Origin of the sequence: Prevotella sp. BV3P1 (assembly GCF_000479005.1) — a bacterium.
Classification (GTDB): domain Bacteria; phylum Bacteroidota; class Bacteroidia; order Bacteroidales; family Bacteroidaceae; genus Prevotella.
Map to the genome: position 1 here is coordinate 59,649 of NZ_AWXC01000062.1, position 20,712 is coordinate 80,360.

A 20,712-nucleotide genomic window follows, 5' to 3' on the forward strand; every position below is an offset into this window, starting at 1 on the left:
AAAAATGACAGTTGCTTGTTTGTTTCGCAATTTTATGCTAACTTTGCAACTTGTATTTTTGTGACATTTAACAAATAAAATATCATATCGTGGCTGAAACAAAGTATATATTCGTTACGGGTGGTGTAGTCTCATCACTTGGTAAAGGTATCATTTCATCCTCTATTGGTAAGCTTTTACAAGCAAGAGGTTACAACATTACCATTCAAAAATTTGATCCTTACATCAACATCGACCCCGGTACACTCAACCCTTACGAACATGGAGAGTGCTATGTAACGACCGATGGAATGGAAACTGATTTGGATTTAGGCCACTACGAGCGCTTTACTGGCATACAAACCACCAAGGCTAACTCGCTGACAACAGGTCGCATCTACAAGGCAGTGATTGACAAAGAACGGCGAGGCGACTATCTTGGTAAAACCATTCAGGTGGTTCCGCACATCACGGACGAAATTAAACGCAACGTGAAGCTGTTGGGACAGAAGTATCATTATGACTTTGTCATCACAGAGATTGGCGGTACAGTGGGCGATATCGAGTCTACACCTTTCCTGGAAGCCATCCGTCAATTAAAATGGGAACTGGGTAAGAATGCTTTGAGCGTACATCTTACATACGTTCCTTACTTGAAAGCTGCCGGAGAATTGAAGACCAAACCGACACAGCACAGCGTGAAGGAACTGCAAAGCATTGGTATACAACCCGACGTATTGGTGTTGCGCACTGAGAAACACTTGAAGGATGATGTTTTACATAAGGTGGCTTCTTTCTGCAATGTCGATTTTGATTGTGTAATTCAGAGCGAGGATTTGCCAAGTATCTACGAAGTTCCAGTGAACATGCAGAACCAAGGTCTGGATGTAGCCATTCTTAAAAAGATGGGATTGGAAGTAAAAGAAACGCCAACCCTTGGTCCATGGAAGAGTTTCTTGGAGCGAAGAAACAGGGCGAAGGAAGAGGTTCACATTGGCTTGGTTGGTAAATACGACCTTCAAGATGCATATAAGAGCATTCGAGAGAGTCTTTCACAGGCTGGCACCTATAATGACCACAAGACTGTATTGACGTTCATCAACTCGGAAAAGATCACTGAAGACAACGTCGCAGAAATGTTGAAAGGGCAAGATGGCATTGTAATCTGTCCTGGATTCGGGCAGCGCGGCATAGAAGGTAAGCTGGTTGCGGCTCATTATACACGCACACACGACATCCCTACCTTTGGCATTTGTCTGGGTATGCAGATGATGGTGATAGAATTTGCACGCAATGTACTGGGTTATCCTGATGCCAATAGTAGAGAGATGGATGAAAAGACAGAGCATAATGTCATTGACATCATGGAGGAACAGAAGAACATTACCAACATGGGAGGTACGATGCGTCTGGGGGCTTACGAATGTCAACTAAAACAAGATTCACGCGTGTTCAACATCTACCGACAGGAATTCATACAAGAACGCCACCGTCACCGTTTCGAGTTCAACACAGCTTTCCTCAAAGAATTCGAGAAGGCGGGCATGATGTGCGTAGGAAAGAACCCTGAAAGTAACCTCGTTGAAGTGGTAGAAATACCTGGTTTGAAGTGGTACATCGGTACACAGTTCCACCCAGAGTATCAGAGCACGGTGCTCAATCCACACCCTTTGTTCGTCGATTTCATCAAGACGGCTATTCAAAATCAGAAGAAATAATCAAGAAATGGATAAAAATACTATTACCGGACTCGTACTGATGGGTCTGCTGCTGATTGGGTTCAGCTGGTGGTCGCAACCCTCTTCCGAACAAAAGGCAGAAATGATGCGCCAGGACTCCATTGCTGCGGTCATGAAGCAAAAGGCAGAAACCAGCAAAAAGAATGCGGAAGCCAAACATTTGGCTGAACAGAAAGCTAAGCAAGAAGCTGACACCACGTCTCTTTTCCATGAAGCCTTGCAAGGTGAAGCCCAGGATATTGTTTTGAAAAACGAGAAACTGCAACTTACTTTGAACACGAAAGGAGGAACAGTCACCAAAGCTGTGATTAAGGGATTCAAGGACAAAGAAGGAAATAAGGATGTAACGTTGCTGGATGAAAATGTTCATAGTTTGAACTTCACCCTATCAACCAAAGATACCAACATCGCTACTCAAGACCTTTTCTTCCAACCTTCGGCACAAACAGACTCAACCGTTACGCTCACAGCCAATGCGGGTCAGGGGAAGTCTATGGTGCTTACCTATCGATTGGGGCCAAACTATCTCCTGCACATGTCCATGCAAGTGAAGGGCATGAACGGTCTATTCGCGCCAGATACGAAAGTTATGAACGTGGACTGGAAAGACAAATGCAGGCAACAGGAGAAAGGTTTTACGTTTGAAAATCGCTATTCAACCCTTACTTATCACGAGGAAGATGGTGGCACAGACAAGCTCAGTGAGACTTCAGAGAAAGTAGATGAGCAGATCGATAAGAAGATTGACTGGGTTGCTTTCAAGAACCAGTTCTTCTCAGCTGTGATGATTGCCAAGCACGACTTTAATACTGGTGCCTTGTTAACCAGCATTCCTCAGCAGAAAGGCAGTGGTTTCTTGAAAGAGTACGAAGCCAAATTGAAGACCTTCTTTGACCCAACTGGGCAAACACCATCTGAATTTGAATTCTATTTCGGCCCTAACAATTTCCGTTTACTCAACCGAGTTGAGCAACAGAGTACTTTCAATAAAGACCTCGAATTGCAGAGATTGGTATATCTTGGTTGGCCATTGTTCCGCATTATCAACCGTTGGTTCACCATCTATATATTCGATTGGCTGTCCAAATGGTTCCCCATGGGCGTAGTACTCATCTTAATCACCTTATTATTAAAGGTTATTACCTTCCCAATGGTTAAGAAGAGCTACATGAGTTCGGCCAAGATGCGTGTCTTAAAACCAAAACTCGAGGCTGCCACGGCTCAATATAATAAGCCTGAAGACCAGATGCAGAAGCAACAAGCCATGATGGCAGAATATTCCAAGTATGGCGTGAGTCCGCTTTCGGGCTGTCTGCCGATGCTTATTCAGATGCCTATTTGGATTGCGATGTTCAACTTTGTGCCAAACGCTATTCAACTACGTGGAGAAAGTTTCCTTTGGATTAACGACTTGAGTACATACGATCCAGTGATTGAATGGAACAGAAACATTTGGCTCATTGGTGACCACCTGTCATTGACCTGTATTCTTTTCTGTGTGGCCAACGTGCTCTATAGCTGGATGACCATGCGCCAACAGCGCGATCAGATGGTGGGACAGCAGGCCGAACAAATGAAGATGATGCAATGGATGATGTATCTCATGCCAGTGATGTTCTTCTTCATGTTTAACGATTATTCGTCAGGTCTTAACTTCTATTACTTTGTTTCACTATTCTTCAGTGCTGCCATCATGTGGACCTTGCGTAAGACGACCAACGATGAGAAGCTGCTCAAGATTCTTGAAGCAAGATATGAAGAGAACAAAGCGAACCCGAAGAAGCTAAGTGGCATGGCGGCTCGTTTGCAAGCCATGCAGGAACAACAGCAAGCCATGCAACGCAAAAGAGAAGAACTCGAAAGGAAAAAACGTAAACTATAATAGGGATGAAAAAAACAACACTCCTTTTAGCAACTGTCGCCCTCTTCTTTGGCGGCAGTTTTGCAAATGCACAAAACACCGTGAAAGATCAAAACGCAACATTCAAAGTGGGCAGTGACCTCATGACACCAGAAGCCTTATGGGCCATGGGACGCATTGGTGGTGCCACTGCTTCACCAGATGGCAAACAAGTTGTCTACCAAGTAGGCTATTATAGTGTGAAACAAAACAAAAGTCAGCAGATGCTGTTCGTCATGGACGCAGACGGAAAAAACAAACGTCAGCTCACAACAGGACAGCAAAGCGAGACAGATGGAGCATGGATTGATCAGGGACGACGAATCGCATTCCTCACAGGAGGCCAGCTTTGGTCAATGAACTCCGACGGAAGTGACCGAAAACAGCTCACAAACAGCAACGTGGACATTGAGGGATTCAAGTTTTCACCAGACGAAAGAAAAGTCATCCTCATCAAGTCACTTCCCTATCATGGCACCATCCAAGCCAATCCAGCAGACTTACCACTGGCTACAGGACGACTTGCTACTGACATGAACTACCGCCATTGGGACCACTATGTTGAAACAATCGCGCACCCCTTCGTGGCAGACTACGACGGTTCAAGTATCAATGAAGGCGTAGACGTTTTGCAAGGCGAGCCTTTCGAGTGCCCAACCGCCCCTTTCGGAGGGACTGAACAGCTTGCTTGGAGTCCTGATTCAAAGTCCATTGCTTACACTTGTCGTAAGAAAGAAGGCGTACAATACGCCATTTCCACCGATACAGACATCTACTTATATGATGTTGCTACACGCAAGACCAAAAACCTCTGCAAGCCATCTGGCTACAAAGGACCTGCCATCAATGCCACAAAATCGATGAAGAATCAATCGGTGAATCACCAACCGGGCGACATGAATGTAGGTTACGACACCAATCCTCAGTTCTCTTCGAACGGCAAATACATTGCTTGGCAGAGCATGGCACGCAATGGTTATGAGAGCGACCGCAACCGATTATGCGTCTATACCCTTGCGGATGGGACGAAAAACTATGTCACCGAACAGTTTGACAGCAATGTTGACGCATATTGCTGGGGCAATGAGAACAACACATTCTACTTCATTGGTGTATGGCATGGCAAGACACATGTCTATCAAACCAACCTGAAAGGCCAAATCAAGCAACTCACTGACGGACAATACGACTACGGTAGCCTACAACTGTTGGGCCGTAAGGGACAGCTACTCGTTACGCGTCACTCGATGTCACACCCAGATGATTTGTTTGTTCTCACTCCGTCAAAGAAGGAGAAGCGTTCACAGGTGACACAAATAACAGATGAAAACAAGCATATCTTTGATCAATTGGCCATTGGAAAAGTTGAAGAGCGTTGGACAAAGACAACAGATGGCAAAGACATGCTCAGCTGGATTGTTCTTCCTCCACACTTCGATGGCAACAAGAAATACCCTACTCTGCTGTTCTGTGAAGGTGGTCCGCAAAGTCCAGTCAGTCAGTTCTGGAGCTATAGATGGAACTTACAAATCATGGCAGCACACGGATATATCATTGTTGCACCCAATCGTCGTGGCCTTCCGGGCTTCGGTTCGGCATGGAACGAAGAGATTTCTGGCGATTGGACAGGACAATGCATGAACGATTACCTATCAGCCATCGATGACGCAGCAAACAATCTTCCATACGTTGACAAAGACCGATTGGGAGCTGTTGGTGCCTCTTTCGGTGGATTCTCGGTTTATTATCTTGCCGGTCATCATGACAAACGATTCAAATGTTTCATCTCTCACGATGGCGCGTTCAACCTCGAGAGCATGTACACTGACACCGAGGAAGCCTGGTTCTCCAACTGGGAATACGAAGATGCTTATTGGAACAAAGACCAAACAGCCAATGCAAAGCGCACATACCAAAACAGTCCACATCAGTTTGTTGACAAATGGGACACACCTATCCTCTGCATTCATGGTGAAAAGGATTATCGTATCAACGCCAATCAGGGCATGGGAGCCTTCAATGCTGCTCGTTTGCGCGGCATTCCAGCCGAACTACTCATCTTCCCCGATGAGAACCACTGGGTGCTGAAACCGCAAAACGGCATTCTTTGGCAGCGTACATTCTTCAACTGGCTAGACCGCTGGCTGAAGAAATAATGCCCTTATGCCAAACCCGTCAACTAAAAAAAACTTTAAAACTCAATAACTTAATAACTCACGATAATGGTTGAAACATTTCAAAAAAAACTGAGCGATTCTCCAGCATGGCGCTGGACAGCCCTAGTATTATTGGCGTCGGCAATGTTCTTTGCCTACATCTTCGTTGACATTCTGTCGCCTTTACAAGAATTTTTACAGACACAACACGGCTGGGATCCTATTGCCTACGGTCATTTTGCGGGCTCTGAACCATTCTTGAACGTTTTTGTCTTCTTCCTTATTTTCGCAGGTATCATCCTTGATAAAATGGGAGTTCGTTTCACAGCCATCCTTTCAGGTGTGGTCATGGTGGTCGGTGCTTCCATCAACTACTACGCGCTGACAGAAGGTTTCGAAGCAAGCAGTCTGAAAGTATGGTTTGACAACAATTTGAACCTACCGCTCTCGGCCTGGAATGTAACACCATTTTATGATGGCATGCCAGCTTCAGCCAAACTGTCAGCCATCGGATTCATGATTTTTGGTTGTGGTGCCGAAATGGCTGGTATCACGGTTTCGCGTGGTATTGTGAAGTGGTTCAAGGGTAAAGAAATGGCATTGGCCATGGGCATCGAAATGGCTATTGCCCGTGTGGGCGTCGCCGTAGTAGTCATTGCTTCGCCAGCTATCGCCTCCATACATCCCATAAGAGTATCACGGCCTGTCGCTTACGAGCTTCTTTTACTGATTATCGGTTTGATATGCTTTATTGTTTATGGTTTCATGGACAAGAAGTTGGATGCACAAGGTGTGGAAGAAGAGAAGGACGATCCATTCAAAGTGTCGGATATTGGAAAGATATTATCACTGAAAATGTTCTGGATTGTGGCGCTACTCTGCGTGCTTTACTATTCAGCCATCTTCCCTTTCCAAAAATACGCCATCAACATGTTGCAATGCAACCTTAACTTTACGGCCGAACAAGCAGGTATGGTGTTCTTTGTATTTCCATTAGGTGCCGCTGCCGTCACTCCATTCCTGGGCAATTTCCTCGACCGCAAAGGCAAAGGAGCATCCATGCTCATCTTAGGCGCCATGCTCATGGTGATATGCCACCTTGTGTTTGCGTTCGTTGTACCAGCAACACAAAGCGTTATCATCACCTATGCCGCCATCATCTTGTTAGGCATTTCGTTCTCATTGGTTCCGGCTGCGCTATGGCCTTCTGTTCCAAAGCTGATTGATGACAAACTCATTGGTTCGGCATACGCTTTGATATTCTGGATTCAAAACATCGGTCTTTACGCCTTCCCCATGATCATTGGTTCTGTGTTGCGTTCATCCAACCCCGGTGTTACCGACCCATTGAAGTACAACTACACCGTACCCATGCTGGTATTCGCCTCCTTGGGCGTGATTGCCCTTATCCTGGGATTCCTGTTGAAAGCCCTTGACAAGAAGAAAGGTTATGGCTTGGAACAACCGAACATCCAAAAGTAGGAGTGATAGCACTGGGCAAGTACGAAATACTTGTCCATGGGCCTGACATCAATTGGGCCACCCTACCTCAACCAACCTGTACCAAGAAGGGCTCAACTTATTACAGTTGAGCCCTTCTTGGTATATAAATGGTTGCTTGTATCAGAAGCGATAGCCCAATGTGAGCAACACCTGATGCCGCCTGTTGCTAACCTTTACCGCATCGGCGATACAGTTCTCATGCTGATTTGTTTTAGAACGGTAACTCATGAATGGATAAAAATCACCATTGGTGTGCGTATACTGATAGGCCAAGTCTACAAAGAACTTCTTGACAGAGTAACCTAATCCGCACGTGATTCGGTTGGTACTTTCCCAGTTGGTGTAGTCGGTTGAGGTGGCGTATGCGTTTCCTGGCGATGAGATGCTACCGTCACGAAAGCCGTCCTTGCTAAACATCGGACTCAAATAGTTATACCCCAGACGGACAGCACAGCTTGGCAGCGGTTTGTATTCCATGCCCAATTTCACTGTGCTCACTCCTTTCAGGGTTGCTTTGGTATGGTCGTTCATGCCACCATCACTATAAGAGTCATCATAATAATCACCATCTACGGGGTCATAATAACCACCGTTGTTCACACGATTATCGATTGTGCCATAGTCAGCATACTCGTAGGTTGCGCCCAAGGCCAGCTCTCTGCCAATGGTATGGCCTAAGCTCAGGCCAAACTTTAAAGGAGTGCGTACCTTGAAATGGTAATCTGAGCTTTGCCCTTTATCTACTCTGTCCAGCCCTGCACCCATGGTCATATCATTTGCACCTTTTAAATGCAAGTTGTACAAGGTAGGCGTATGGACATAAGCACCTATGCGGAATGGAGAGTTTTCTATGGGTAGGAAGATAGCACCGGCCTTGAGATCAACACCAGTACCATCTATACGCAGGTCTTCCCACATTCCCATTACTTTGTTAAGCTCCAAATTCTCCGTGTAATAGCTGTTGCTACGATAGTTCACGTCGTGCAAACCAAAAGTCAATCCAAGGAACACCCGATTGTTAAAGTTGCCGCTTAAATTTAAGCTATACTCACCAATGTATCCCTTTTGATACTGTCCAAACACATAGGCCGTACCATCAAGATAGTCCATGCCTGTCTGTTTGCCATTTGAATCCTTGATAGGAGCCATCAAACTGGCATAGTTGGCATCTACGCCATTCCAATTATAGTCGTTAGCATACGGATACTTCATCGCCGACAGTTTATTCTGTGAGGCATGCGATAGCGTATTTGCAGCCGTTAGAATTTGGTCAAAATTACGACTCTTGTGGTAATTAAACGCAATGTTCACATATTCGTTCCAGCCTGTGCGCATAGAGTAAACCACCCCTATCTGGTCAAAGCTCGCATTGGTCTTGTTACCATTGATGCTTGTATGGATATTGTTGAAAGAAGGTGTAGTGGTAACACCTTGTTGAGCAACCAAGCCCCCGGATACTGTAACCTGCCCAGAGCGGAACAACCCAATCCCTGCTGGGTTAGTGCTAATCGTGGAAATATCCGCACCCAGTGCCTCCAAAGCGCCTCCCATGCCTACATACCGAGCCGTCCCGTTGAGGTCGTTGTCAATCAGTTTCGTATCTTGATAAGTTTCTTGTGCTGTCAGTGATGCCGATATGAACGTCATAACGGCCATCAGGCAATATTTTGTCTTCATTTGTCTCATCTTTTATATTCGTTTTATTCTTTACCTTCTACCTCCACCAAAGTGGCCACCGCCACCGCTGGAAGAGTGTCCGCCGCCAAAACCGCCACCGGAAGAACGTGTGCCACCAAAGCCGCTACTGGAAGAACGTGTGCCGCCGAAGCTACCGCTATTATAACTTGGTGTAGACCTTGTGGAATTTCCAAAACTACTGTTACTTCGAGTGTCGAACCAATTGGTTCGAGGCGTATCGGTTCTGCCACCGAAAGACCTGTTACGTCTACTGCGGGTTGTGTAGGTACTTCCTGATTGTCTGTTGCCATTTGCAGCTCCGCGAGCAAATCGCCCTGTACTGTAAGTATCTCCGCTGCCACCAAATCTCCAAGTCCTGTCTCCGGTCAAGCCACGGGGATTGCCGCCGTATACACATGCATAGCCTCTACCATACCCGCCATACGGATAGTTATACCAGCCTCCGTAATATGAACCATACCATCCGCTATAACCATAATACCAAGGATTGTACCACGGATCGTAGAATCCATAATAGCCGCCATACCAAGAACTGTACCAGGGATCGTAGAACCCTGTATAACCATAATACCATGGGGCATACCACGGATCGTAAAAGCCCCAACCGGCACGCCAGTAAGGATAGGCTCTCCAACGGTAGCTGCTGTAGAACCACGGATTGTAAAAGCCGTCCCAGCGGCTCATCCGACTTGTATATTCAAAGTCATCACCATCGACCATCGTATCATAATACTTGCCGACAAAAGTGGTGTCGATGTAGGTAGAGTCGGGATAAACCCCTCTACCCTTCTGAAATTCGATGACATCGTTGCCGCGATTGTCCGTTCCTATCTTCTGATAATGACTCCAATACTTACCATGACGATTATATTCGTCTACATCACGGTTGCTGCCACTATAGGTCACTTCACGATCATTCGTACGCACCTTTGGCTTCTTAGCAGTAGGTAAATTAGACGGAAGAATGTACATATCGTCCTGTGCCAACATCTTATAAGGCATCATTCCCAATAATAGGGTGAATAGTATGAGCTTTTTCATCTTGTTACTCCTTTCTATTATATGCTTTTCCACAATGCAAATATATCAAATATGTTTATGCAAATATAAGGAAATTCCCTAACTATGGATAGGTTTTTCCCTATTTTTTATACCTTTGTGGCATCTTTTACGTTAAGAATATGAAATATAAGATAGCAGACTTTAAAATAGCCTGTACGCCGGAGCTTACGCAAATTGCCAAAGACCTGTTACCCGATGTGATGGGAGAAATAGGCTTTGAGTCGTTTGAAGACACTCCAGATGGACTCAAAGGATACATTCCCACAGATTTACTGGACACCAACAGCTTGAAGCAAGTGCTTGACACCTTCCCCTTAGAAGGCGCCAATATCACCTACACGCTTTCCGATACAGAAGACAAAAACTGGAACGAGGCCTGGGAAAGCACTGGGTTCGCACCCATCAACATTGACAACCAGGTGCTGGTTTATGATGCAAGAGCTGGGAAGAAACCCGCAGGTGATTCACTCATCAACATCGGAATCGAGGCGAAACAAGCCTTTGGCACGGGAACTCACGAGACTACCCGCATGATGATTGGTGCCATGCTACAGCTGTCACTGAAAGGAAAGCGGGTTCTGGACTGTGGATGCGGCACGGGCATTTTGGGCATCGCCGCCCTTAAACTGGGTGCAGAGGCTGTCGTTGGCTTTGATATCGACGAGTGGAGTGTGGAAAACACCCAACACAATGCTGCTATCAATGAGGTTGACAACATCGAGGTTTTCCATGGTGACGCACACGTTTTATCGCATGTGTCGGGGGTATTTGACGTGGTGCTGGCCAACATCAACCGCAACATTCTTCTGAACGACATGCCCACTTATCTGGAAATAATGAATGCTGGCTCGGTCTTGATCATCAGTGGTTTTTATGAAGAGGATGTAAAATTGCTTGACGAAAAAGCCAAAACATTGGGATTAGTAAAGACAAGCCAAAAAACAGATAATCAATGGTGCTATTTGACATTTATCAAGCAGTAACCATCTAGTCGTCCCTCAAAAATACGCCATCGCATTTTTCATATAAACCTGTGGGATGAATTGGTGGTGAAAATTTAATTTCCGTTCTCCACAACACCATATTATTACTCTTTCAATAAGGTGCAAAAGATGCCTCATGACTCTTTTGAAGTTGAATGTGACAGCTGCAAGCACGACATTGATGGGGACTCCGAAGAGTCCCCCGTAGGAGTTCCTCCCTAACCGATGGCCTGCCTTGCAGTGTCCCTATGACAGACTCAATTCCTGGCTAATTGTGGAAAGTTTGTGCTTTTTGCCCTTGGCGAACCGTGAGTCTGCCCTCTTTTCACTTACTGATATATTATTGACAGACAAATAGTTAAATATTCTTCAAGGAACGTCTAAATATTGACGTAAACTAACTGTTAGCGATGGCATTCCCTCTGTTCCAATATCGTCCATTTTCCAGTCAGAATTTTCCTGTCTCATGGTGATATGAGCTATTCGATCAGAATTTTTATATGCCGGATCAATAATTCTTACCCGAACCTGCGCGACGTTATCACCATTGGAGTCTTGACTTAGCTCTACTTGTTCCACTTCTGCTCGTATATCAGTGGAAGAATCTTGACTTTGTGTGAAAAGATCATAATCGATGAAGCCAATCTCGTTTTGATGGTAAATCTTATCATACTCCATTACCTTGTTCCAAAGTTCCTTCAGAATATCGGTACTATAAGCGTTGATAGTTACAGACTGGTCACCTGAATTGAAAGCACTCTTGTACATTTTCAATACTACTTGCTTAACATCATTTTTCATATCAGATGCACTCATGTCATATGTGTCATCAGAAACGGCAACGGAATCTCCTTCTGTAAGGTAATCTGGTGATCCTGTATTATTTGGGTCTGTAGACATGATATCCAATGGCGTTGTTCCGTTATGTTTAAACATACCTCCTATTCTTAAAGCACTTAAGAAAAATAATAATGCCATGACTATCCAAAAAATGAGATCAGTATTGGAACGTACTACAAAATTTTGGTCCTCTTCATTCGCTATTTCTTCTTTCTTACAATATAAAACGAGAAGCCATATCGCTCCAATCACCGGAATGACACTTATCAAGATCCACCACCCACTCTTGTTGATAGAGTGCAATCTGCGAACCTGCAAAGCAATTGACGGGATGGCAAGTACTAATGAAACCATACTTGTGATGACGAAGAACCAATCACCTAAGATTATATCTACTGCAACAGCCCCTATCAATACGAGCATATAGTATAAGTACGCTAACCAGAAACGCTCACGACCTATGGTAGAGCTGAAATCAAGATACTTCCCTATGAACTGCTTAACAAAGTAGTTGTAGAAAAATCCGTCCTTGATGTCATCATGAAGGAGTGAATCATCGTCGGTGCTGCTCGTATCATCAGGTGAAAGAAGGGTGCTGGTGACAGGTGTCGGCTGTGAAGTGGATGCAGTGACTTTTTGCTCTGTATCCTCATGTTTGTCCATGACAAGTGGGTCAGACTTGGTGGCAGGGGAAGGTTGCCCTTGCTGTTCTTCCCTCTCGTGAGGGATTATCATGCCATGTTGTAAGGGTTCGTTGCAATATGGACAGACCGTTGTATCCTCCGGAATAAGTTCAGAACAAGCCGGACAGGGTATCATCTTTACTGGTTCTTCCTTTTCCGCTTTCTCCGTAAGCCATTCTCCGCAATATCTACATTTCTTAGCGACGGCTTTTATTTCTTCACCACAATAGGGACATGTCTTAGTCTTATCATTCATTTTGAAAGTATTGATTTAGAATTGTTAATTATTTAATAGTTTGTCATAGAACTCCTTTCCTCCATCTTTTGTGAGCATGAAGTCATCCCAATCTACACTTGCGAAAGTCATTGGTAGATTCAACTTCAAAATGCGACTACGTTTGCAAATTTAAGTAAAAGGTCTCAAGTGGCGTTCTGAATCCCAACTTTTTTCTTGGTCTGGCATTTATTTTATGTTGATATTCTTTGATTTGATTATCCTTAAAATCCTTGAAATCACTCTTTTTGGGAATGTATTGCCTATAGAGTTTATTAGTATACTCAATGAGCCCTTTCTCCCATGAGCTGTAGGGATGCGCAAAATATATCTTCGTATCTAGTGCTTTTTCCAACCACTTGTGGTCTGCGAATTCCGGTCCGTTATCCGTGGTTATTGTTTTTACGTTATGCTTGTAAGGCAGCAGCATGAGGTATACGGCTTGAGAAACGCCTTTGGCATCCTTTCCTTTCTCAAGTTTCCTTATCATGGTGAACCCCGTGCTGCGCTCAACCAGTGTAACCATGGCTCCCTTGTTGTCTGCTCCGACGATCAAGTCCATTTCCCAATCTCCATGCCTTGTTCCGTCTGCTTCAGGCGGCCTCTCATCTATGCTGGTGCGGTCTTTGATGGGCATGTGTTTTCCAACCGGGCGCTTGCGGTGCTTCAACTGATGACGGCAGTTCTTGTATAAGTCTCCGCCGTTCTCTTTGTCTTCTCGGATGTATTGATAAATTCTTTCAATGGAAACCATGTTGTAGCCTTTAAGCTTGCAGTAGCCCACTATCTGTTCTGGAGACCACTGGTGTTGTCGCATGTACCGGTTGATGCGGTTCTTCACCTCACCCGTAAAGGTGCGGGGCTTGCGTAGACGCTCCTTACGAACGTCTGCCAGCATCTGCGCATGAGAGTAACTATACGTGCCGTGTTTGTTGCGATTGCGGTCAAGTTCACGACTTACAACTGACTTGTTCTTGTTTATGGTCGCACCAATATCTTTTTGCTGAAAACCTTGCTTGTGCATCACTGAAATTGTGTACCTTTGTTCCCTAGTGAGTTGTGTCATCTTTTGTAACTTTTGGAAGGGGCTACAAAGATACTAAAACTTTCCATCGGAGAGGGAGGGGAACACCCCCTCTTTTCTCTGAAAAAATATCTTTTTCGCTCCTTTTGTTTATTGCCAAAAGTTGCATTTCTTAATTGAACTTACGAAAGAAAAAGTGTGAGTATTCCTCATTTTTTTTCTAAAAAAAATGGCATTGACATTTAAAAAGGTGCAAGATTTGAAACATATTGACAGGCAAAGCAAGGCAAACAACATGAAAACTGTCAAGTGAATGTAGGAAAGTAAAAAGCATTGACTTTGACCGCCAAACCCAATGACTTTGACCGCCAAACCCAATGACTTTGACCGCCAAACCCAATGTTTTTGTCACCCAAACTCAATGATCTTGTCTTTTCCTAAAATCGCAGGACGGTTTTTAGTTGATTATTCTAAATCACTTGTCCATATTTTTCAATGATATTATTATACTTGTCAAGCGTCCTTTCGCGGCTCAAAGGTATGAGAAATCATTGAACGATGGCCATAAAAGAACGTCAAGCGCATCAAGCTGTTTGACACATCCCCATGTTCACCAAGTTACCTTTTGGCGACCAATGGTCATCTGCTTCAAATCGTAAAACGAGCCGTTGTAGACATTCAAGTCAACGAATCCTTTGATACCGGGCAGTTTTCCGGCATCGGTATGCTGCCAGAATTTCCACTTGCCTTTATAGGTCACCTTCTCAACATAGTAATGGGCTATCCAGTAGGGATAATCATCAAAAACGGGCGCACCCAGATATTCGTCCTTAAATTTATAATAGGTATAAATCATGGGCTTCACATGGTACTTGTCTTCAACGATGTGCAGCCAGGTAAGAACATCTCGCTGAAAGTCTTCCACACTTTGGTCTTTAGGTTTGTGTTCAACATCCAATACCGGCGGCAGGTCACCATCTTCCAGATGTACCTGCTTTAAAAAATAGTATGCCTGCTCTCTGGCCGACGAATGGTTGCTCCAAAAGTGGTAAGCCCCCCTGATAAAGCCATGCTCGCGCGCATTATAAAAGTTGTCGTTGAAATTGTCATCCAGTTTGTCGGCGCCCTCTGTCGCCTTGATCATGACAAACCTGAGCGGGCACCCTCCAATCATACCATTGCGCAACAGTTGCCAATGGATGTCACCTTGATAATGAGAGATGTCGATGCCATGTATCTCATAACCTGCGGGGTAGTCGGCATCGCCATAAAGTGCGCGCCACCTGAACCCGGTAGGACTTACAAAAAACTCATAGAATGCCCACATATAGAGTAGCGCAAAGACAATGCCCCCTACCCAAACGGCCCGTCGGGGACATCTACCGAAGAATCGTGTGCGTTTTTTTCTGACTCGCTTTCTTCTTTTTCTTGTTGGCATTGAATGATGAAATTGAAAAAGAGAATCTGCCATGCAATACGTAACCGAACTACATCAGCAGACTCTCTTTATGGTAGTTTTAAATGTCAGTAAGATTATTCCTGCTCCAATGCCAAGGTACGTGTGGTCTGGTCACAAACCTCACTGGGTCCCCAATACTGGATAGGACCTGGGTAAACATAGCATGTATGGTTAGCCCATTCGTCACGGTTGGCAGCAAAAGTCTTGAAAGGCTTGCCTTCCAACTCTACCAACGCCTTGCGGATTACCGGTTTCATTTCACCTGTACGGCGCTCCATGTTCATCATCATGGTGATAGGTACACCACCTGCTTTCCAGTTGTCGGTGCAGTCGGTGGTATTCTTGACAATGGCCATATATCCTGTCTTACCGTTTGCGATGAGCTGAGCAGCACTGGTTCCAAGCGCATAGCAATAATCGGCATCAAAATTAGACGGCGCAGCACAGCGACCTTCGTAACCAAAGAAATGGTGAAGAGGTGAGAACTTTCCTTGATACTTGCCTTGCTTCTTCCACTCTTCGAGCTTGGCGGCAACCATGCGGGAAAGCAACTTCTCTGTCTCAATCAAGGAAACTTGTACATTTCCGTGAGGGTCGCGGTCTAAACTCAGCTGGCGAGCCACATCTTCCGGCAACGTTTCGAAGGTAGAGCGGTTGGCGTCAGAGAGGTGAGCGAGAATGTATTCACGCTGTGCATCCTTGTCCAAATCTTTGTAATCGGCACCATGAGCGGCCAGCAGGTCGTTCAATTCGGCTATCAAGCGGCCGATGGCGGGGATGAATTCTATCAAGCCCTCGGGAATGAGGACCACGCCAAAGTTGTTTCCTTCTTTGGCGCGGTAGGCCACAACAGAAGCAATGTTCTCCACAATTTCATTCAGCGTTTGGTCTTTGGCCTGTATTTCTTCTGACACAAGACAAATGTTTGGCTGGGTCTGCAATGCACACTCCAGCGCAATGTGAGAGGCCGAACGGCCCATCAGCTTGATAAAATGCCAGTATTTGCGAGCCGAATTGCAGTCGCGCTCAATGTTTCCAATGAGTTCTGAATAGGTCTTTGTTGCCGTATCGAAGCCAAATGATGTTTCAATTTGATCGTTCTTCAAGTCGCCGTCGATGGTCTTTGGACAACCGATGACCTGCACGCCATATTGCTTGGCAGCGTAATATTCGGCCAAAACGCAGGCGTTGGTGTTTGAATCGTCACCACCAATGATGACAAGTGCTTTGATATCCAGCTCGCGAATCACTTCCAGGCCCTTTTCAAACTGGTCTTCTTTCTCCAGCTTGGTACGTCCTGAGCCAATCATATCAAAACCTCCAGTGTTGCGATATTTCTCCAAGAAACCTGCAGTAATCTCGATATAATTGTGATCCACCAAACCACCAGGCCCCATCAAGAAGCCATACAAGCGGTTTTCTTCATTCAACTTCTTCACGGCATCGAACAAGCCACTAATCACATTGTGTCCACCAGGTGCCTGACCTCCACTGAGGATAACGCCTACATTCATCAGCTTGTGTTCACATTTATCACCTGGAACAAACTCTACGAGAGGCATTCCGTAAGTATGTGGGAACAGTTTTTTGATTTCTTCCTGATCATCAACACTTTCAGTTGGTGCTCCTTCCTTGATTTTTACAGCACCTTGAAGAGCTTTTGGCAGTTTTGGCTGATAAGAAGCTCTTTCTTTTTGTAATGCACTTGTTTTCATATTTGCAATTTTACTAATATAATAAATGATAAATATTCATTGCTCTTAGGTTTTGCAAATTTACCCTTTTTCTTTGAGATAGAAAAACAAACAATCAAGAAAACAAGATTTTTCCAGTCAATGTGTTGCATTTACAGATATTTTTTCTACCTTTGAACTATTATTCAATTTCGTACAAACTATAAAGAAACAATTCACATGGCAAACAAAAGAGATTTAAAACGAACCATTCATTATGTTTGTGGTGACCTTTTAGCAGAATGCGTAGCCGCCTCGCTGTATGGCGAAAAACCCGAAAAGGAGAATATCGATGCGCTGCTGACGTCCATCCTGGCGTTGCAGAATCAATATATCAAGCGCGCATCACATCCCGAACCAGGAATGAAACAAAAGGATTATTTCAAGGATTTGATTGAACAATTCAACTCTGAAGTGTCTGAAATTGTAGATCAGATATCGAATATTTATTAAAAAAACCGAAGCGTATATGCTAAATCGTTTGTGTAGATGGCTATTATATAGTTGCATGGGATGGACAAAAGTTGTAACTGTTGACCATCCCGATAAATACATCATTTGCCTTGCCCCACACACCAGCAACTGGGATTTCATCATCGGCTTGCTATACATGCACGCTGAGGGGATGAAATCAAACTTTCTGATGAAGAAAGAGTGGTTTGTAGGCCCTCTCAAACCCCTTTTGAAAGCCATGGGGGGAATACCTGTTTGGCGTTCAAAACATACGAGCATGACGGACAACCTTGCGGTCTTCGCCCAAAAAGAGAAAACTTTTCAACTCTGTATCACACCCGAGGGTACACGGTCTCTTAACCCTGATTGGAAGATGGGATTCTATTATATTGCTCTGAAAGCAAACATACCCATCCTCTTGTACGGTCTTGACTATCAACGTAAGACAATACAATGTACGAAAAAGATTGTTCCCACAGGAAATGTAGACGAGGAGATGAAAGAGGTGAAACTATATTTTAAAGGTATGCAAGGCAAACATCCCGAGAAATTTTCAATAGGAGAAATTGCCCAATGAGGTTACGCACGGTTTTATTTCTGTACTGCGTATGCCTATCACTCCACTTATCAGCTCAGTACAACAGTAGCTTCACACGGGCATGGGGTGATATTGACCATCGGGATAAGCCGTGGGTGACGAACACATCGAAGACCAACAAGATTAGTAAAGGACTGAAGAATAGGCATATTTCTGTATGGGCAAGCCATGGCTACTATTACGATCAGAATAAATTTAAGTGGAAATGGCAACGGCCAAACCTATTTGGAACCACCGAAGATTTGTTCACTCAGACCATTGTCATCCCCTACCTTATTCCCATGCTCGAGCATGCCGGAGCCTGCGTGTTTACACCACGAGAGAGAGATTGGCAAAAACATGAGGTCATCATTGATAACGATGACCCAAATAAAGGGACATCCTATCTTGAGATAAACGTTAACGGAAATTGGGAACGAGCTAATACAAAAGGCTTTGCAAGGACAAAAACCATCTACAATGATGGCGACAATCCCTTTCAGCAAGGTAGTGCGAGGATGGCTCGATCAACCAAAAGTAAGCATCCAAGTTTGGTATCTTATCAGCCTAATCTGCCTCAAGCTGGAAGATATGCCGTATATGTGAGTTATCAAACAGTAGACAAGAGTGTGGATGATGCTGAATACATCGTCTATCACAAGGGGCAGGAAACCGCTTTCAGGGTCAACCAACAGATGGGAGGTGGCACTTGGGTTTACCTTGGGACCTTCGATTTTGACGCTGGGAGTAATCAGTTTAACCGAGTAGTGGTGACAAATCGCTCGAAAAAAAAGAGACACTTCGTGACGACAGACGCAGTTAGATTCGGTGGTGGAATGGGTAACATTCAACGCGGAGGAAGCATAAGCGGACTGCCACGGACACTTGAAGGTTCACGATATTATGCACAATGGGCTGGTGCACCCTACAGTGTATACGGAGGAAAGGGCGGTCAAGACGACTATTCCGATGACATCAACGCCCGATCCAAAATGACAAATTGGCTCGCAGGCGGAAGTGTTTTCGCACCATCACTGCCAGGACTAAGGGTTCCCCTTGAGTTGGCATTGGCTGTTCACAGTGATGCAGGATATAGTGCAGATGGAAAATCGCTAATTGGTTCTTTGGCTATTTGCACGACGAACTTCAATGACGGACGCTTGAATGCGGGGATTTCGAGAATGACCTCAAAGGACTTCGCCAATGACTTACTACAAAATGCGGTCAGAGACCTGAGTACCAACCAGAGATCTTGGCCCAAGAGATACCTCTGGGACAGAAACTATTCGGAAACACGTCTGCCGGAAATCCCCTCTGCAATACTGGAGACTATGTCTCATCAAAACTTTCCAGACATGATACTCGGTCAAGATCCCAACTTTAAGTTCAGCTTTGCCCGTTCAATCTATAAGACCATATTAAGATATATCAATCGACAGCACGGAAAATCGTATGTTGTTCAACCGTTGGCACCACAAGATTTCCGCATCGAATTTACATCTAAGAACAAGGTAAAACTGTCATGGTCGCCACAAACCGACCTCAAAGAAGAAACGGCTACACCATCATCATATAACGTATACATGGCGACAGGAACGAGTGGATTTGACAATGGAAAGAATATCAGCAAAACATCTTATTCCATAGAACTTGAACCTGATGTGCAATACAACTTTAAGATAACGGCTTGCAACAAAGGTGGAGAGAGTTTTCCCACTGAAACTTTGTCGGCTTACTATTCACCATTAGCCACTCAAACGGTACTGGTTGTCAACGGATTCAATCGTCTTTCGGCACCCAAGGTAATCGATGATGAGCTTCAACAAGGCTTTGACCTCCATGCGGATATTGGGGTTGCGTACGAAAAGACTGCGGGATGGGCGGGATATCAAGCAGCTTTCGACAAAACACGCATGGGCAGTTTGACAGAAACAGGTTTGGGATATGGAGGCAATGAGCTGGCTGGACAATTCATTGCAGGTAACACTTTCGATTATGTCGTAGACCATACGGCCGCCATTGCTAGTTCTAAAAAGTACAATGTGGCGAGTTCTTCCAGCCAAGCAGTATGGTCTGGCGAAGTAAAACTGACCAAATATCCCTGTATTGACCTGATATTAGGTTTGGAAAAATATGAACCGTACACAGTAAAATACTATAAATCGTTCACCCCTCAGATGCAAACTCTGTTGACAGACTATGCCAATCATGGCGGAGCAATCATGGTTAGCGGCTCATATATTGGATCGGATATGACCTTTGAAACCGAAAGATCGTTTCTCAACAACGTTCTGAAACTATCCTATACGCCCAGCGACAGTACTATTTCCTCTAATGCTGTACAAGGCCTGGGTATGAACATGACGTTCTACCAAACGCCTAATGAAGACCATTACGCAGCACAATCGCCCGAAGTTCTTTCTCCCAATCCAAGTGCTATGTGCGTCATGCAATATGCCAATGGTACCAGTGCCGCGGTTGCGTACAAGGACAACCATTATAGATGCTTCACCATGGGTTTCCCTTTTGAATGCATCATCGATCAAAAGAAGAAAGGACTATTGATGCAGGGAATATTAAACTATTTGCTTGAATAACGGACAGGCTCGCCCAGCAGCTTATGGAAGCACTACAAGAGCATAAAAATTG

At 44.7% G+C, this 20,712-nt stretch carries 14 protein-coding genes; 8 read left to right on the top strand and 6 right to left on the bottom strand.

The features are described 5' to 3' along the window. Positions 1-89 precede the first annotated feature (89 nt). The 4 genes from HMPREF1254_RS11005 (at position 90) to HMPREF1254_RS11020 (ending at position 7,256) form a co-directional block, all read left to right on the top strand. Positions 90-1,697 carry a CTP synthase gene (locus HMPREF1254_RS11005; protein ID WP_023058794.1) on the top strand — a complete coding sequence of 536 codons (1,608 nt, stop codon included), beginning with the start codon at positions 90-92 and terminating at the stop codon, positions 1,695-1,697. Positions 1,698-1,704: 7 nt separating this feature from the next. Next, positions 1,705-3,600 carry a membrane protein insertase YidC gene (gene yidC / locus HMPREF1254_RS11010; RefSeq protein ID WP_023058740.1) on the top strand — a complete coding sequence of 632 codons (1,896 nt, stop codon included), beginning with the start codon at positions 1,705-1,707 and terminating at the stop codon, positions 3,598-3,600. 5 nt (positions 3,601-3,605) lie between these two features. After that, positions 3,606-5,774 (top strand): S9 family peptidase, encoded by a 2,169-nt coding sequence (locus tag HMPREF1254_RS11015; protein ID WP_023058809.1) that lies wholly within the window; start codon positions 3,606-3,608, stop codon positions 5,772-5,774. A 66-nt stretch (positions 5,775-5,840) separates the two neighbouring features. After that, positions 5,841-7,256 carry an MFS transporter gene (locus tag HMPREF1254_RS11020; protein WP_036878145.1) on the top strand — a complete coding sequence of 472 codons (1,416 nt, stop codon included), beginning with the start codon at positions 5,841-5,843 and terminating at the stop codon, positions 7,254-7,256. A 141-nt stretch (positions 7,257-7,397) separates the two neighbouring features. On the opposite strand, the gene HMPREF1254_RS11025 is transcribed toward HMPREF1254_RS11020, so the two are convergent. Both HMPREF1254_RS11025 and HMPREF1254_RS11030 read right to left on the bottom strand, forming a co-directional pair. Beyond that, positions 7,398-8,954, bottom strand: coding sequence for an OmpP1/FadL family transporter (locus HMPREF1254_RS11025; protein ID WP_036878147.1), 1,557 nt, complete (start codon positions 8,952-8,954; stop codon positions 7,398-7,400). A gap of 30 nt (positions 8,955-8,984) precedes the next feature. Further along, the gene (locus HMPREF1254_RS11030) at positions 8,985-10,016 is read right to left on the bottom strand and encodes a hypothetical protein (protein ID WP_023058743.1); all 1,032 of its coding nucleotides are present in this window, start codon (positions 10,014-10,016) and stop codon (positions 8,985-8,987) included. A 140-nt stretch (positions 10,017-10,156) separates the two neighbouring features. Between HMPREF1254_RS11030 and prmA the strand changes: the two genes are divergently transcribed. Then, positions 10,157-11,020, top strand: coding sequence for a 50S ribosomal protein L11 methyltransferase (prmA, locus tag HMPREF1254_RS11035; protein WP_023058817.1), 864 nt, complete (start codon positions 10,157-10,159; stop codon positions 11,018-11,020). Between the two features lie 369 nt (positions 11,021-11,389). Here the strand turns inward: prmA and HMPREF1254_RS11510 are convergent, their stop codons facing one another. The 4 genes from HMPREF1254_RS11510 to HMPREF1254_RS11055 form a co-directional block, all read right to left on the bottom strand. Next, positions 11,390-12,799, bottom strand: a complete 1,410-nt coding sequence (locus HMPREF1254_RS11510; RefSeq protein ID WP_023058707.1) for a DUF805 domain-containing protein — start codon at positions 12,797-12,799, stop codon at positions 11,390-11,392. Positions 12,800-12,935: 136 nt separating this feature from the next. Beyond that, the gene (locus HMPREF1254_RS11045) at positions 12,936-13,883 is read right to left on the bottom strand and encodes an IS30 family transposase (RefSeq protein ID WP_023058782.1); all 948 of its coding nucleotides are present in this window, start codon (positions 13,881-13,883) and stop codon (positions 12,936-12,938) included. Between the two features lie 568 nt (positions 13,884-14,451). Further along, complete coding sequence (locus HMPREF1254_RS11050) at positions 14,452-15,279, bottom strand: glycoside hydrolase family 25 protein (protein WP_023058708.1); 828 nt, start codon at positions 15,277-15,279, stop codon at positions 14,452-14,454. A gap of 95 nt (positions 15,280-15,374) precedes the next feature. After that, positions 15,375-17,015, bottom strand: a complete 1,641-nt coding sequence (locus tag HMPREF1254_RS11055; RefSeq protein WP_023058711.1) for a diphosphate--fructose-6-phosphate 1-phosphotransferase — start codon at positions 17,013-17,015, stop codon at positions 15,375-15,377. A gap of 198 nt (positions 17,016-17,213) precedes the next feature. Here HMPREF1254_RS11055 and HMPREF1254_RS11060 point away from each other — a divergent pair, with 198 nt between their 5' ends. The 3 genes from HMPREF1254_RS11060 to HMPREF1254_RS11070 are packed head-to-tail and all read left to right on the top strand — an operon-like array spanning position 17,214 to position 20,660. After that, a complete protein-coding gene (locus HMPREF1254_RS11060; RefSeq protein WP_023058829.1) occupies positions 17,214-17,486 on the top strand; it encodes a hypothetical protein in 273 nt (90 codons plus the stop codon). Positions 17,487-17,502: 16 nt separating this feature from the next. After that, positions 17,503-18,063 (top strand): 1-acyl-sn-glycerol-3-phosphate acyltransferase, encoded by a 561-nt coding sequence (locus HMPREF1254_RS11065; protein WP_023058745.1) that lies wholly within the window; start codon positions 17,503-17,505, stop codon positions 18,061-18,063. Continuing rightward, positions 18,060-20,660, top strand: a complete 2,601-nt coding sequence (locus HMPREF1254_RS11070) for a golvesin C-terminal-like domain-containing protein (RefSeq protein WP_036878149.1) — start codon at positions 18,060-18,062, stop codon at positions 20,658-20,660. Before HMPREF1254_RS11065 ends, HMPREF1254_RS11070 begins: the two co-directional genes overlap by 4 nt. Positions 20,661-20,712 lie beyond the last annotated feature (52 nt).

Coding starts and splice junctions, on each gene's coding strand:
- HMPREF1254_RS11065 (WP_023058745.1), top strand. CDS start 17,503: ATGCTAAATCGTTTGTGTAGATGGCTATTATATAGTTGCATGGGATGG.
- HMPREF1254_RS11060 (WP_023058829.1), top strand. CDS start 17,214: ATGGCAAACAAAAGAGATTTAAAACGAACCATTCATTATGTTTGTGGT.
- HMPREF1254_RS11015 (WP_023058809.1), top strand. CDS start 3,606: ATGAAAAAAACAACACTCCTTTTAGCAACTGTCGCCCTCTTCTTTGGC.
- yidC (WP_023058740.1), top strand. CDS start 1,705: ATGGATAAAAATACTATTACCGGACTCGTACTGATGGGTCTGCTGCTG.
- HMPREF1254_RS11020 (WP_036878145.1), top strand. CDS start 5,841: ATGGTTGAAACATTTCAAAAAAAACTGAGCGATTCTCCAGCATGGCGC.
- HMPREF1254_RS11045 (WP_023058782.1), bottom strand. CDS start 13,883: ATGACACAACTCACTAGGGAACAAAGGTACACAATTTCAGTGATGCAC.
- HMPREF1254_RS11070 (WP_036878149.1), top strand. CDS start 18,060: ATGAGGTTACGCACGGTTTTATTTCTGTACTGCGTATGCCTATCACTC.
- prmA (WP_023058817.1), top strand. CDS start 10,157: ATGAAATATAAGATAGCAGACTTTAAAATAGCCTGTACGCCGGAGCTT.
- HMPREF1254_RS11055 (WP_023058711.1), bottom strand. CDS start 17,015: ATGAAAACAAGTGCATTACAAAAAGAAAGAGCTTCTTATCAGCCAAAA.
- HMPREF1254_RS11050 (WP_023058708.1), bottom strand. CDS start 15,279: ATGCCAACAAGAAAAAGAAGAAAGCGAGTCAGAAAAAAACGCACACGA.
- HMPREF1254_RS11510 (WP_023058707.1), bottom strand. CDS start 12,799: ATGAATGATAAGACTAAGACATGTCCCTATTGTGGTGAAGAAATAAAA.
- HMPREF1254_RS11030 (WP_023058743.1), bottom strand. CDS start 10,016: ATGAAAAAGCTCATACTATTCACCCTATTATTGGGAATGATGCCTTAT.
- HMPREF1254_RS11025 (WP_036878147.1), bottom strand. CDS start 8,954: ATGAAGACAAAATATTGCCTGATGGCCGTTATGACGTTCATATCGGCA.